Annotated in this window: 11 protein-coding genes and 1 tRNA gene; 1 reads left to right on the top strand and 11 read right to left on the bottom strand. The window is 49.1% G+C overall.

The window, feature by feature from the left end; translation table 11 throughout:
• Positions 1–191: 191 nt before the first annotated feature.
• The 10 genes from BUB16_RS04175 to BUB16_RS04130 form a co-directional block, all read right to left on the bottom strand.
• On the bottom strand, positions 192–2,936 hold the full coding sequence (locus BUB16_RS04175; RefSeq protein ID WP_073059796.1) for a PAS domain S-box protein: 2,745 nt from the start codon (positions 2,934–2,936) through the stop codon (positions 192–194).
• Positions 2,937–3,115: 179 nt separating this feature from the next.
• Positions 3,116–3,188: transfer RNA gene (locus tag BUB16_RS04170), tRNA-Arg, on the bottom strand.
• A 25-nt stretch (positions 3,189–3,213) separates the two neighbouring features.
• Positions 3,214–4,365, bottom strand: coding sequence for a prephenate dehydratase (gene pheA / locus BUB16_RS04165; protein WP_073059793.1), 1,152 nt, complete (start codon positions 4,363–4,365; stop codon positions 3,214–3,216).
• A gap of 267 nt (positions 4,366–4,632) precedes the next feature.
• Positions 4,633–5,757, bottom strand: a complete 1,125-nt coding sequence (locus BUB16_RS04160) for an ABC transporter permease (RefSeq protein ID WP_073059791.1) — start codon at positions 5,755–5,757, stop codon at positions 4,633–4,635.
• 297 nt (positions 5,758–6,054) lie between these two features.
• Positions 6,055–7,161, bottom strand: a complete 1,107-nt coding sequence (locus BUB16_RS04155; RefSeq protein WP_073059789.1) for an ABC transporter permease — start codon at positions 7,159–7,161, stop codon at positions 6,055–6,057.
• A 23-nt stretch (positions 7,162–7,184) separates the two neighbouring features.
• Positions 7,185–7,934, bottom strand: a complete 750-nt coding sequence (locus BUB16_RS04150) for an ABC transporter ATP-binding protein (RefSeq protein WP_073059787.1) — start codon at positions 7,932–7,934, stop codon at positions 7,185–7,187.
• Positions 7,927–8,850, bottom strand: a complete 924-nt coding sequence (locus BUB16_RS04145; RefSeq protein ID WP_073059785.1) for an ABC transporter ATP-binding protein — start codon at positions 8,848–8,850, stop codon at positions 7,927–7,929. Before BUB16_RS04145 ends, BUB16_RS04150 begins: the two co-directional genes overlap by 8 nt.
• 62 nt (positions 8,851–8,912) lie before the next feature.
• Positions 8,913–9,821 carry an HlyD family secretion protein gene (locus BUB16_RS04140; RefSeq protein WP_073059783.1) on the bottom strand — a complete coding sequence of 303 codons (909 nt, stop codon included), beginning with the start codon at positions 9,819–9,821 and terminating at the stop codon, positions 8,913–8,915.
• A 27-nt stretch (positions 9,822–9,848) separates the two neighbouring features.
• Complete coding sequence (locus tag BUB16_RS04135) at positions 9,849–11,135, bottom strand: TolC family protein (RefSeq protein ID WP_073059781.1); 1,287 nt, start codon at positions 11,133–11,135, stop codon at positions 9,849–9,851.
• Positions 11,132–11,749, bottom strand: a complete 618-nt coding sequence (locus BUB16_RS04130; protein WP_073059779.1) for a TetR/AcrR family transcriptional regulator — start codon at positions 11,747–11,749, stop codon at positions 11,132–11,134. Before BUB16_RS04130 ends, BUB16_RS04135 begins: the two co-directional genes overlap by 4 nt.
• A 315-nt stretch (positions 11,750–12,064) precedes the next feature.
• Between BUB16_RS04130 and BUB16_RS04125 the strand changes: the two genes are divergently transcribed.
• Positions 12,065–12,622, top strand: a complete 558-nt coding sequence (locus BUB16_RS04125) for a Uma2 family endonuclease (RefSeq protein ID WP_073059777.1) — start codon at positions 12,065–12,067, stop codon at positions 12,620–12,622.
• A 24-nt stretch (positions 12,623–12,646) separates the two neighbouring features.
• Here BUB16_RS04125 and BUB16_RS04120 read toward each other — a convergent pair whose 3' ends face one another.
• Entirely contained in the window at positions 12,647–14,359 is a 1,713-nt protein-coding gene (locus BUB16_RS04120) for an ATP-binding protein (protein ID WP_073059774.1), read from the bottom strand.
• Between the last annotated feature and the right edge of the window lie 31 nt (positions 14,360–14,390).

The following is a 14,390-nucleotide window of genomic DNA, read 5'->3' as shown; positions in this document are numbered from 1 at the left end:
TTGATAAATATCTTCCTTTGTATTATCGATTGTCGCGAAAACAAGGCAGCTGATTCAGCACCCTTCATTAGACTATACAAGTATTTGCATTAAAAGGTTGCCTCCGCAACATCGGAAAAATAAAAATAATCTTTCGTCAATGTCTCTCCTGCGCCAGAATGTCCGAAACAGGGCATTAGATAAGTGGGTATTTACTCTCTTTGCGCAGACGCTTCAGCCCGGATAGTCCTCATTAACGATTCAAATGCTTCCGTCTTCGTCAGGTAAGCCGAGGCACCGGCGCTTCGCATTTTTTCCATAACCCTCTTCTCATCGTGGAGTGAAAGTCCGATGATACGAATGCCCGGCATTTCGGAGGTTATTCTGCGCGTGGCTTCAATCCCATCCATCTTCGGCATATTTACATCCATCAGCACAATGTCCGGGGCCGTCTCCCGGCTTAACGATACAGCCTCCCCTCCATCACCCGCTTCGCCCGCCACAACCACATCATCCTCATCCTCGATAATCTTTCGAAACCCTTTGCGAACCATCTGGTGATCGTCTACAAGCAGAACGCTTATTTTTTCTTCATGGACAATGTGCGGGACATCATTTCGACTTATTTGACCTGATGCCTCTTCCGGCTCTGCCGGCTCTGCGGTTGCAGCCTCCCCGGAAAGCGGTATGCATAGTGATATCTTCGTACCTTCCCCCCGTTTGGCCTCTATCTCCACAACGCCTCCCAGCAGATCTATACGCTCTTGTACATTAAAAAGCCCGAAGCTTCCATTTTTATCCGGCGTCCACTCCGTGTTGTCCGGATCAAAACCCTCCCCCTCGTCCCTGACCGTTACTCGCAACCGATCTTTGCTCCTTTGCAAATCAATCACAGCCTCTTTTTCGGAAGTATGTTTTACTACGTTAAACAGCAGCTCTCTTATACTTTGAAGGACGGTTATCCGTACCTCTTCATCAAGCGGCTTCGGTTGTCCATCATCATGGATGATCACCTTAAGACCGCGCTTTTCGAGCTTTTCGGCTAACCACTCTGTAGCAACCCTTATATCGCCGTCTATAGAGGGCGGAGGTTTCAGCTCAGACATTAACTCCCGGCTATATCTAAGCGCATCATCGAGAATTTCCTGCAGATCGCTAATCGCCCTCGATGAATCAGCAGAATCGGGGGTATCCCGTAGCAAATCAACTTTCATTTTTCCCAGAGCAAGCAGCTGTCCCAGGTTATCGTGAATTTCGGTAGCCAACTGCTGGCGCTGGTTTTCCTCTGCCTTACTCAGCTGAGATGCCAGGGATCGCAACTGGGACTGGTAGGATAACAACTCTTTTGTCCTCTCCTGTACCCGCTCTTCAAGGGTTTCATTTATAGCCTTCAGCTCTTCCCGGGCATGGTGGCGCTCGGAGATGTCAAGTACAAATTCAACAATCTCGTTCTCGTCTATCCGACGCGGGGCGAACAGCCCCCACCATCGAGAGCCGTCCTTTCGTATGTACTGCTTTTCATAAGGTTTGGTATGATTATGCTTTTCAAGGTTTGCTACCGCTTGTTTTGAAACAGGATAAAATTTTTTGGGAGTCAGTTCCTGCCAGGTCTTTCCCACGGCTTCTTCCCGGTTATATCCACTCATCTCCAAAAAAGCGTTATTTACCTCTTTAATCCTCATGCTGTCGGTGTCCCAGAAAAGCACCCCCACCGTATCAATTCGAAGTGCGGCGCGCAGCCGGTCCCTGTTCTTGCGAAGCTTGAGTTTTGCCTGCTTCCGTTTGGTTATATCCTTGAACAGTACCGCTACCTTCTGTTCTTCTTGCTTTCCGACGCGGTAGACAGATATTTCAAGCCAGCGGTTTAACTTTTCAGCATACACTTCCCCCTGAACGGGTTCTCCCGTCAAAATAACCTTCTCATATTTTTTAACCCATTTTTCATCGATGACAGGCAGGACGTCTTTTAAACCTTTCCCTTCAATCCCTGGGAGACCCGCGTGTTTCCTGAAAGCGGGGTTGGTTTCCAGATAGTGAAAGTCCACCGGCTGGTTCTCGTCATTGAATTCCAGTTTGATAATGCAAAACCCTTCATCCATCGTCTCAAACAAGGTCCGATACTTTTCTTCGCTTTCACGGAGTGCCTGCTCGGCCTGCGTGCGTTCGGTAATATCCCGGGTAGTCCCGGCCACAGCTTCAACCTTGCCCCTATCGTCAAAAACGGGTACAAAAATATAGTGATACATGCGCTCGCCAAGCTGGGCATGCGGAAAGGACACTTCTCCATGAACAGGCTCTCTGGTGGCAATAACCTGATCGATTTCACGCTCATGCATCTCCGCATGCCACGGCTCGTATCCCAGATCCTGTAAACGCTTGCCAATCGATTCTTGGCGCGTTAGTCCCCACACTTCCAATAAAGCATCGTTGACGAACTGGAAACGATAAGCAAGGTCAAACACGTACATCAGGTCGGGCGTACTGGAAATGATCGCCTCGTATAAACGCTCCTGCCGTTCGGACCTGGCCGTTATATCCTCCAACTCTGCCTTAGCCTGTTTTCGCGGGGTAATATCCACAAGCACATTGACACCGCCTATTAGTTCCCCATCTTTATTATACAGCGGAGAGGGATGAGCTTTAAACCAAATACGCTCCCCGTCCGGCCGCTCGGCTATGGCTTCGGCGCCGTTTATACGTCTCTCCTCGCGAAGCGAAACAGCCATGGGACATTCATCGTGCGGCATGGGACTTCCGTCCGTATGATACAGTTTCAGGCTGACACACCATTTATCCGTGCCTAAATCCGGTTTCCTTCCCGAAAATTTAACAGCGGATTCGTTGTAATACTTAAGTCGGCCTTCCGTATCAGTTACGTAAATGGCAACCGGCAGGGAGTCTGCAATCTGCTCTCCCGTATTATTTTGCAGGAATAATTCGATCAGGTTGTTATACATATCCTCTCATTGCTTTTTCTTTAAAAAGTGATACCGTACATAATCAATGAAAAACATGCATATCACGCTTTTCATTTTTTCAACGGGACGCCATGCCATCCCTTAAACATCGTAACCGCTATTTTGATCCGGACTGGCCTCTCCTACTACATGCCCTGAGGAGTATAAAACGAATATTGTACCCCCACCCGGAATCGAACCAGGATCTGAGGTTTAGGAAACCTCCGTTCTCTCCAATTGAACTATGGGGGCATATCATGTATAGATAAAGAAGCGCTTAATGGTCCCCGTTTCCCACCTGGGCGGGGTAGGAACCCAATATTTTCAGCGAGCTGGCCTTTTGCTCCAGCTCCTCGAGGGCCAGCCGCGTATCCGGTTCAGCAATATTGCCCTCGATATCCAGGTAAAACTGGTACTTCCACGGCTCGTTGGGCTTGGGACGTGATTCCAGCTTGGTCATGCCTATATCATGTTCAGCAATTATATTCAGGCAGCTGACCAGCGCCCCTTTGTCGTGGGAGGTGACCATCAGCAGCGAAGTCTTACACGGAATTTGCCGGTCGATTTCCACCGGGTCGGTGCTGACCACCACAAAGCGCGTGAAGTTTTCGGGCTGATTGGCCAGATCCCGCTTTAAAATTTTAAGGTCGTATATTTCGGCCGCGTGAGCGCCCGCAATGGCCGCCTGCGACAGGTCGCCGTCTTCGAGCACTTTCTTTGCCGCCATGGCCGTATCAATATAGGATTCTATTTTGCACCTGTGCTGTTTGGCCAGAAAGTTGCTGCACTGGGCAATAGCCTGTGGGTGCGAGAGGATGCGCCGGATCTTATCCACCGGAACCTCCTCGACTGCCAGCAGGCAGTGAATAATCCGCAGGGCTTCCTCGCCTACGATATGCAGTTTCCCGTCGCCCAGGATATCGTAGGTATCGCTGATGGAACCGGCCGTCGTATTTTCAATGGGCAGAATGGCATAATCCGCCTCTCCCTCTTCCACCGCCCGGGCAGCCTGTCGAAAGGTATCATACCCGATGGAATGCACTTCGGTGTATCGCTCCTCAAAATGACGCGCCGCCGCCTGATCACTGTATGCCCCTTCCGTCCCCTGGTAGGCTACCCGTACCTGTTGGGCATCATTCCTGACATTTTGGTGATCGACCAGGGTGTGCGTCTGGAAACGAACGGAGTGATCAATAATATCTTTAAAGAGCTGTTCGGCAAAATAGCGATCCAGTCCCGCTTCCCGGGCCAGCTTCGTAATCTTGTCGAGGAGCTGCTCCTCACGCTGCAGGTCCCGGATATTTTTCTTTTCATCAATCTTAAAGGACGAGACCTCACGCACCAGCTGCTGGCGTTTTGCCAGCGCATCAATAATCTGTTTGTCGGTCTCGTCGAGCTGTTGTCGTATTTGATCTAATTTATCGGCCATATTTTTCTTCAGTTCACTTCGAATCCACCGGAAGGATATCAGAATAATAACGTTTATAAAAATAAAATTATTGATCTCCGAAAAAATATAAGATAAACCATTGGTGATCAGTGCTAAAGAAGATCGAGTACGATCTTTAACCTATCTTATCCCCTCCCGGGGAGTGTAACTTCTGGTCTCAAGCGCGTTTGCGTATAAAGCGGGCTCCTGTTTTTCACCGGTGGCACATTTTTCGTTATAAAGTGGAAGAACAAATGCACACATAGCCTATCCCGTTGACTTTTGATACCGCAGGATAGCGGCGGGAAGGATGATTACCGCCATCAGGCTGAGCAAGCCGGTCAGATGCTGTACCTCTGCCCAGCCGGCTCCTTTCAGTAATACCATCCGCATAATTTTGATAAAATGGGCAACCGGATTGAACATCGCCAGCTCCTGCGCCCACACCGGCATACTTTCAATAGGGGTAAACAGGCCTCCCATCAGGATAAACACAACCATCAGGAACCAGGCAATAAACATCGCCTGCTGCTGGGTGTCGGTTATCGTGGAGATAAACAAGCCGATCCCCTGTACGACCAGCATAAATATGGCAGCAATGCCAAAAAGTAATAAAGCACTGCCCACAAAGGGGATATTAAATCCATAATAGGCGATCAACAGTCCCACTCCCAGCTCAAAAAGGGCGATAATCCAGAACGGCAACAGCTTGCCCGTAATAAACTGGTAGCGTTTAATCGGCGTCACGTTGAGCTGTTCTATGGTGCCGATTTCCCGCTCACGCACGATATTCATTCCGGAAAGAAACATCCCGATCATGGATACAAGCACCACCAGGATTCCGGGCACCATGTATTTGATGTAATCGAGGTTGGGATTGTACCAGCTGGCCGGAATAACCTCCATGCCCGGAGCTGCTATACCGGATCGCTGAACATCCGTAGCGCGGGGCTGTATTTCTGCATTGAAATCCTGAATAATAGACCGGCCGTATCCCTGGATGAGTCCGGCTGTAGCTCCGTCTACGGCATCTATATTCATTTGAACAGAACTGCTTTTGCCGGAACGAAGATCTTTTTTGAAGTGAGGAGGGATGACAAGCGCCAGCTGTACCTCGTTTTTCTGTATCTCCCGGATTCCCTGATCAATATCCCGGGAGCGGCTTTTTAAATGGAAATAACCCGAGGCCTGCAATTTGGTTACCAGCTGCCGGGACAGGTCCGACTGGTCGAAATCCACTACATGCATATCCACTTCTTTAAGCTCGTAGGTTGCTGCAAAAGAGAGTACCACCAGCTGGATAATAGGCATCACAAAAATAATAGGCAGCATGCTTTTATTGCGGAATATCTGCAGGAACTCTTTTTGTAAAAGAAATTTAATGGTACGCATTCCGGTTATCAGTTATCAGTTATCAGTTATCAGTTATCAGTTATCAGTTATCAGTTATCAGAGGCTGCCGATTTCTCATCCTCGTGTCAAGCATTAATTTTATCATTGGGTTCATTAAAGACAGCCATTGTACAGGTCTTCGAATTCATTAAACTCAACCTTAGCCTCATCCTCAAACCTGGAATATTCAACTTTCATCTTTATACTCTATACTTAAAACTTTCTTTTTTTACCTTTGCCGTCTCACTTTTCACTGCCTGATGTCCCCTGCCGGCTGATCACCGACATACGGTCTCCTTATTCCAGTCTCATTTTAAAACTCCTGACACTGAGGACAATAAACCCAATAGTCATGACAAGCAGTACCAGGGTTTCCTTCCAGAGAAACAGCAAATTGGAATCTTTCAGCATAATGCTGCGCACAATGACCAGGAACCATCGTGCCGGAATCAGGTTGCTTATCCACTGTAATACCTGGGGCATGCTTGCAATCGGAAATATGAATCCCGACAACAGAACGGTCGGCAACAACAGCCCTGCCAGGGAAACCATCATAGCGGTCTGCTGATCATCGGCTTTGGTAGAAATTAACACACCCAATGCCAGCGCAGCGAATATAAACAGCAATGACTCAGCCAAAAAAAGGCTGTATGATCCTCTGAAGGGTACGTCAAATACCCATTGAGCCATTATTAATACCGTCAGTACATTTATAAATGACAGTACGAGGTAAGGCAGGACCTTGCCAATGATAACCTGGGACGGATGCAGCGGAGAGACCAGCAGGATCTCCATATTCCCCATCTCTTTCTCACGGGTAATAGCGATGGAGGTCATTAATGTTGAAATAAGCATCAGAATAACGGCAATAAGTCCCGGCACAAACAGATTGACGCTTTCCAGCTGCGGATTGAAGAGCATGTTGGCATGAGTTGTTATGCCTCCCCCTTCCGTGACGGCAGGGAAAATCCGGTGCTGAAAATCCACGATGATAGAGGAAGAATACTGTTGGATAAGCTGTGCCAGATTCGGATTGGAGGCATCCGTTATTACATAAACGGCCGGCTGCCCTCCTCGCTCCAGTTTGCGGGCAAAGTCATTTTCGAAAACAATGACTTCGTCAATCTCTCCCTGCTGGAAAATAGCCTCAATGTTGTTGATATCCTGTATTTCACCCGCTACGCTGAAATAATTTGAAGCGTCGATCTTATTGACAAGCTGCCGGGTAACTTCATCACGGGAGCTGTCCAGGACCATGACACGGGCATTCTGTACCTCATTGCGGATCGCAAAACCAAACAGCAGCATCTGGATAATCGGCATGCCAAACAACACCAGCAGCGTCCGCCTGTCGCGATAAATCTGCTTGAATTCTTTTGTGATAAATGCTTTGAATGATTGCATGTTCAGTGATCCGTTGGCAGTGTTCAGTTTTGACTCCGATCTGCGCCGCGAGCCAGTTCTATAAAGACCTCTTCAATATTATCAGCCTTAAATTCCTCTTTTAATCCCGAGGGCGTATCCAGCGCTTCTATCACGCCGTCAACCATGATGGAAACACGATCACAGTATTCGGCCTCATCCATATAATGGGTGGTCACAAAAACGGTGGTCCCACCCTCCGTCACCTCATATATCTGCTCCCAAAATTGGCGTCGGGTTATCGGATCGACGCCGCCCGTCGGTTCATCCAAAAAAACAATATCCGGCTCATGCAGTACCGCAACTGAAAACGCCAGCTTTTGTTTCCATCCCAATGGCAGCGAGCCGATACGCTTGTCGCGTGCATCACTGAGCTGAAGTGTTTTCAGCAGATCATCCGCTTTAGCTTTTACGGTTTCCATCGGAAGACCGTAAATACCTCCGTACAGCCGAATATTTTCCCAAACGGTCAGATCGGCATACAGAGAAAACTTTTGGCTCATATATCCTATCCTATTTTTGATCGCTTCCGCTTCGGTAAACACATCAAAACCGGCAACGGAGGCTTCCCCCGATGTCGGCGTTAATAAACCGATGAGCATTCGGATAGCCGTGGTTTTCCCCGCTCCATTAGCCCCCAGGAAACCGAATATTTCTCCTTTACTTATTTCAAAGCTGATATTATCCACCGCAGAAAAATCGCCGAACTTCCGGGTCAGATTCCGGGTCTTAATCGCTGGCCTGGTGCTATCCATGAGTATGATTATCCTTCATTAATGCTATAAAACTGTCTTCAATATCGGGCGAGGTCGGCTTAATGCTGATTCCGGACAGACCGGCATCTGTCAAGTAGGCCTCCAGCTCATCAATATTTGGCTCTTCCCGTTGTTCGGTATAGTGCACGTATTCCCCGAACGGTTGTACGGAATGGGTCCACGGATAGCCGCGAAGTTCTTTTATAAGCCGGTACATGCTGGTGGCTTTGACGGCCAGAATCGGTTTCCGGAATGACCGGACGATATTCTCCGGGGTGTCAATCTGGAGGATATTCCCCTCGTCAATAAGTGCCACGCGATCGCACTGGCCGGCTTCATCCATATAAGGCGTAGAGGCAATTACGGTGATCCCCTCATCATTCAGCCGCCGGAGCATCTCCCAAAACTCCTGCCGCGATACCGCATCCACGCCCGTGGTGGGTTCGTCCAGCACAAGCAACTCCGGCTTATGGATAAGGGCGCAGCTTAACGCCAGCTTCTGTTTCATGCCACCGGACAGGGCACCGGCCAATCGATCTTCAAACTTTTCGAGCTGACTATAGATCGGGGCCACCAAATCGTAATTTTCTTCCAGTGAGGTACCAAAGACCGAAGCAAAAAAATTCATATTTTCCCGCACGCTTAAATCCTGATACAGTGCAAACTGTCCGGGCATGTATCCGAGCAGGGGACGAAGGGAACGGTAGTCTTCTATCACATCCATACCTAACACATTGGCCGTTCCGCAATCCGGTTTAGTTAACGTCGTCAGGATTCGAAACAGGGAGGTCTTCCCGGCCCCGTCGGGGCCGATAAAACCGAACAATTCTCCCCCCGCAACCTCGAAGGACAGGTCGTCGAGGGCCGTAGTCTTGCCGTAAGACTTGCTGATATTTTTAACTTCTACGATGTTCATTGGTGGTGGTTGGCTATATGTTATTGGCTCTTTGGCGTTTCTGAGTAACCCATAACAATTCACTAATTGAAATTCACTTCTCCGGGCATACCTATTTTTAAAATTCCATCGGGATTGGGTACGCGAACTTTAACGGCATATACTTGTGTTACCCGTTCCTCCTTGGTTTGAATCATTTTTGGTGTAAATTCCGCTTCAGAGGCAATCCAGCTTACCTTTCCATCCATTGCCTGGTTTTCCTCCGCATTTTTATCAACTAACACCTCAACGTGCTGTCCCAGTTTCACCGACGGCAATTGCGCCCCGCTGATATAAACCCGAAGCTCCAGCGTATCCAAATTGGCAATTTCATAAAGCGGCTGGCCTTGCCGGAGCATTTCGTGGGTTTCCACAAAAGAGGTGAGTACCGTTCCGGTCACCGGGTTCATAATCAGGGCATCGTCAATCTGGTCCTCCACCTGCTCGATACGCGTTCGGGTGGCCTCAATTTCAGCCCGGATGGATCGTTTCTCGGTTTGCAGAGCCCGAATTCTTTTCTCGATCGTCTGTACGTTAGACCGGGCATTATCCAGCTGCTGACCGGTAGCGGCTCCATCTTCGTGAAGAGCTTCCGTACGCTTCAGGTTGGTCCGGGCCAGGGCTAATTCCTCTTGCCGGACCTCAACCTGGGCCTCAATGCTCTTTATATTGGAACGGACGGATTCCAATCGGGATCTCAGCTCTTCCTTCTGCAGCCAGAGGCGGGTCGTATCCACCTGGCCAACCCTGGTATTCTGCTCAAGGCGGTCCCCTTCGCTAATGGTGTACTTTACAAGCTTGCCCGGCACCTCGGAAGAGATGGACGTTTCCGTCGCTTCAAATTGCCCGTACGCATCTGATTTTTCTTCGGAAGCGCAGCCATAAGATCCAAACGCCACAAAGACTGCCCCTGATATAACTCCAAATAATTTTAAAACCTTTATTTTGTTCATTTTCCCGCTTCTTTTGAATTCGTTTATTTAATTTACCTGCTCCTGCAAGCCTATTCCCAGTGTCGTAAGGTATTCTGACTTTGCCTGCGACAGTCGCACCCGGTTGATATACAGTAAAAGGCGCGCCTGGTTAGACCGGGTCAGCTCCGTAACATATTCCGTAGCGGTGATAACCCCGTTTTTAAGCTGACTGGCACTTTCCTCCACAACCTGAGCGCGAAGTTCAATAATCTTCCGGTCCCGCTTCATATTTTCTTTTATGGATGCAATACGCTCGCTGATACGATCGAGCGAAGCATCGAGCTGGCGCCGAAAAGCACGCTGTTCCTGGTCTATCTTCTGCTGTTCGATCTGTAACACCTGATGCTGCCGGTCGGCATTAAAAAAATCCCACACGTTCCAGCGCACCTTCAATCCGGCTATATAGTAATCGTGGAAGTCATCATTCAGGAAATTAAGCCCGGGTCGCCCGTATGCTGCGGTTCCAAAGGCTGCGAGTGAAGGCATTCGCTTTGTCCGGACCAGCGCTTTCTGCTTTTCCAGGGACTCCCGCCGGCTTTCAAACAGGTCCAATTCCGCGCGTTGGGGATGCAGCGCAGGGTAATCCGATGAGACCTCCGGCAGCTCCAGTCTGGTGTCTCGATCGATCTCTTCTCCGATAATTTGACTGAGTACCCGGTAGCCGGCCCTGATGTTTGACTCGTTGTCGGCGGAATCCTGTCGGGCGGCGATCAGCTCAGCCTTCAGAATATGCTGTTGACTGGGCAGCAGAACGCCGTTTTCTACCTGCGAGCGTACCGTTGAATGCTGTTCCCGCAAGTTATCAATCAGCAGTCCTATGGTCTTGGCTTGCTGCCGGGAGAGCAGAATCCCGAAATATACCTGGTCAATCTGCGAACGTATCCGATGCAGCTCCACTTTTGTGGCATACATATGCTGGCGGCCTTTGGCCTGTTCCACCTCTTTTCGAATCCCCGCCGCTCCGCCATTAAAAATCGTCTGGGTCACATCAACCGACGCCTCATACTGATCCTGGCTGACGCTCGGGGGACCGCCTCCGCCGGGCAATCCTATTTCCGTTACTTCCGACTGGTAAGTGGCCTGCCCGTTTACCGTGACATCAGGGAAATAGCCGGTATGTGCGATATCGACGTTGAGCTCCGTAATCTTCTTCTGGAGCTCAATATTCTTGGCGGTGGGATAACGTTCATCAGCCAGCCGGTAACAATACTCCAGGCTGATTGAATCCGGCTGTGCACTTCCCGCAACGGATACGGATATCAATGAAATAATGACGGCTGTAACGGTAATCATTGCTTTCTGTAGTTAATTCCGTTTAGAATAAAATCCACCAGAAAAGCTTTTCGCTCTTTGAGAAATTCCGGGAATTGCTCCTCATCGAATTCAAAGAATACCTCAACCATCGTCCGTGCTATAAAGGGAAACAAGATAACACCAACAATGCTTATGAACAGCTGTCGTGGATCGACGGCATCCATCCTGCCCCGGTCAACTTCTTTTTTAATCTGTTTCACAAAATCGTCCGGCGGATGGATTCCTTTTTCTTTAATAAAATTTCGAAACCGATCCGGGTGCTGATTCATCTCGTAAATGATAAACTGCGCGATTCTGGGATTATCATTCAGAAAGGCATAATAGGTATCGATAAGCCGCTCTAATTTTTCATCGAATGGATCCTGGGAGCTGAGCACTTTAAAGAGAACCGGAAAAAAGCGGCTCATTTCACGCTGATATACTTTCCGGAAAAGCTTGTCCTTGCTGCGGTAATAATAATGCAGCATTGATTTATTGATATCGGCTTCGTCGGCAATCTCCTGCATCCGCGCCCCGGCGTACCCTTTGCGCTGAAATATGCGGGAAGCCGCTTCAAAAATTTGTTCTTCGGTATCCTGCTTGTTTTCTGCCATAGTCAGTATGGGTCTTTAGTTATGCTTTAGATATAAGCTAAACGTTTCAACTATTAATTTCAACTATTTAGTTGGATTTAATAGTTAATTCCTTGCCGCCTGCGGTTTTGACCTCTCCTGGCAAGGTTTAATCTATTTGCCGACTGTCAGTTACGGTCTGCAGGGAGGTTATAGGGAGCTTCCTATTATATCTGTTCGGATTCTTCAAACTCTACATTTCCAATCTTAATACTTTCAGCTTTTACTGCTTGCTTCTTGCTTTTGGCTGCTTCTATAATTAACCTTCAAATAAATAAAGAGCAGAACGTGAGCGTTATGACGACAAAAGAAAAACTGGTTACATACGATGACTACCGCAAACTGCCGGATGACGGGAAGCGGTATGAAATTATCAGGGGAGAACTGCTTATGACACCTGCACCAAGTACAAATCATCAACGCGTATTAGGAAAACTTTTTATATCGCTTAACAATTATGTGGAGGAGAACAATCTCGGAGAAGTGCTTGTTGCCCCGGTTGATATTATTTTCTCCATGACGGATGTCGTTCAACCCGATCTAATATTTGTGTCCAGGGAACGGGAGGAGATTATTACAAAGAAAAACATCGTGGATGCCCCGGATCTGGTGGTTGAGATCATCTCCGAACATACCGAAGCGATCGACCGGAATCGCAAAAAGGCACTGTATGAGCGGTATAAAGTACGGGAATACTGGATTGTCGACCCGGAAGAAAGGCAGATAATGCAATATGTTTTTGAAGAGGGAGCATTTAAGCTTCAGGCGAATACGAGAACGGAAGACGCGGGGAAGATTATCTCGGCAGCCGTCACCGATTTTACGCTTCGGCTCAAAGACGTGTTTAAAAACTAATTTCTTGTGAATCGACGCAGTACCTTATCCGATGCGGTATTTCAACTCATCGATTTTAGTCAGGATCTCCCCCCGGTCCATCTCCTGGTAGCGCTCGGGCAGCAATTCCCTGGAAGTGCATTCGATAACGGCGCTCAGGGTTTGCAGCTCGATCTCCTCGGGATAGGTGGGTGGCAGAAAATCACTGAGCGCAATATCCAGCACTTCCGGGGATACTTCTTCCATCCCTTTGGCCGCGGCGCGGAATTTCGCCCGCGTGAGGGCGGCCTCCATATCGGCTCCGGAAAAAGATTTTAATCCCTGCTCGATAACCTGCGGCGTATGCTCCTCGGTCATGGTCAGGCCGGTCTTCTTTTTCATCACTTCAAACAGTTCCAGGCGCTCTTCTTTGGTATGGGGAGCAAAAAGGGCCAGGTGCTCTTCAGCCCGTCCCTGTCGCTTCAAATCCACCGGCATCAGGTCCGGACGCGCCGTCATCAGGAACCAGAGAATACGTCCCCGGTTACGCGTATCGCTCATAAAACTGGCAATCTGTGAAAAAACCCGGCTGGAAACCCCGCTGTCGCCGCTGGCTTCGCGATCGCCCAGGTAGGCATCCGCCTCATCAATCATAACGGCCACGGGAGCCATTGCCTTCAGCAGACCCAGGATCTTTTCCAGGTTGCCCTCGGTAACGCCCTGCCACTGGCTGCGGAAATTCTTCAGTTTCACCATGGGGATCCCGATCTCGCTGGCAAAACAGGTCACCAAAAAGGTTTTCCCGGTCCCGACGGGGCCGCATACCAGGTAGCCCATCGGGATCACATCCTGCCGGCCGTTCTTCAGGGCCTGTACGGCAAACCGCAGGTGTTCCTTCACTTTGGTGTGCCCGGCTACATCATCCAGTGTATAATGTGTTTCCACAAATTCCAGCAAGCCGTACGCTTCCGACTCAATGAGTTCTTTTTTAGCCGCCGAGAGCCGGTCATGCGTTATCTTTTCCCTGTTCTCCCGCGCATTGGACAATATGCTGCGGAGATTCACAAAATTCAGTCCCGCCGTCTGCTGGGCTACCACTTCTTTATTCACCGAAGAAAACTTCTTAAACTGCTCGCCCGGCAGTTCGTGGCTGATAAACGAACGCCGCTGCTGTTGATCCGGTATATCGATCCGGATATCATCGGTATACGGGTTTTGGACCAGCGTTCTGTTCAGATCTGCCAGGTTTTCGGTGAGGAGAACCGTTGTAAAATCGGCTGCCAGAAACATCGGATCGTGCGCCCAGCGCGACAGGTAGACCATCGACGTGCGATCTTCGGATCCCGTGGACCCGGCCTCACTTATCGGCACGATTGTTTCGGCATAATCGATGATGAGGGCGATACTTTTTTTACTGTCGATACGAACCCTGAAATACTGCTCCAGCAGGGAAAAAACGCGTACCGGATCCTTGGGAAGCTTATTGGCATAGTCGGTACCGAGCAGGGAATCACGTCCCGACAATGCCCGGTTAAAGTCTTTACGGCTCTGCTCATCCCGGAAATAGATACCCGAGGAGCGATCGTAAAAAATCACGAAGTCCCGCGCCCCGAAAAATTCTTCCGACAGAAAGGATTTCAGCCGGACAAAATCCGTCTTTTCTTTTTTTTCGAGCGGGACCAGGTCGTATACGTTGCCATGCAGAATAAACTGGTTTATTGTGCGGCTTAAATATTTTTGGGCGAATTCACGCGCCCACCGGGGGTAATGTTCGAACATTCGGTTATCGGTTATCGGTTATCGTTCCTGC

Source organism: Fodinibius roseus (genome assembly GCF_900129315.1).
In the GTDB taxonomy this organism is placed as follows: domain Bacteria; phylum Bacteroidota; class Rhodothermia; order Balneolales; family Balneolaceae; genus Fodinibius; species Fodinibius roseus.
Note: the sequence above shows the minus strand (reverse complement) of the source record. Positions and strands in the feature narration are given on the sequence as shown.

Excerpts from the sequence above, each read along its gene's own strand:
- BUB16_RS04175 (WP_073059796.1), bottom strand. The coding sequence starts at position 2,936 with ATGTATAACAACCTGATCGAATTATTCCTGCAAAATAATACGGGAGAG.
- pheA (WP_073059793.1), bottom strand. The coding sequence starts at position 4,365 with ATGGCCGATAAATTAGATCAAATACGACAACAGCTCGACGAGACCGAC.
- BUB16_RS04160 (WP_073059791.1), bottom strand. The coding sequence starts at position 5,757 with ATGCGTACCATTAAATTTCTTTTACAAAAAGAGTTCCTGCAGATATTC.
- BUB16_RS04155 (WP_073059789.1), bottom strand. The coding sequence starts at position 7,161 with ATGCAATCATTCAAAGCATTTATCACAAAAGAATTCAAGCAGATTTAT.
- BUB16_RS04150 (WP_073059787.1), bottom strand. The coding sequence starts at position 7,934 with ATGGATAGCACCAGGCCAGCGATTAAGACCCGGAATCTGACCCGGAAG.
- BUB16_RS04145 (WP_073059785.1), bottom strand. The coding sequence starts at position 8,850 with ATGAACATCGTAGAAGTTAAAAATATCAGCAAGTCTTACGGCAAGACT.
- BUB16_RS04140 (WP_073059783.1), bottom strand. The coding sequence starts at position 9,821 with ATGAACAAAATAAAGGTTTTAAAATTATTTGGAGTTATATCAGGGGCA.
- BUB16_RS04135 (WP_073059781.1), bottom strand. The coding sequence starts at position 11,135 with ATGATTACCGTTACAGCCGTCATTATTTCATTGATATCCGTATCCGTT.
- BUB16_RS04130 (WP_073059779.1), bottom strand. The coding sequence starts at position 11,749 with ATGGCAGAAAACAAGCAGGATACCGAAGAACAAATTTTTGAAGCGGCT.
- BUB16_RS04125 (WP_073059777.1), top strand. The coding sequence starts at position 12,065 with ATGACGACAAAAGAAAAACTGGTTACATACGATGACTACCGCAAACTG.
- BUB16_RS04120 (WP_073059774.1), bottom strand. The coding sequence starts at position 14,359 with ATGTTCGAACATTACCCCCGGTGGGCGCGTGAATTCGCCCAAAAATAT.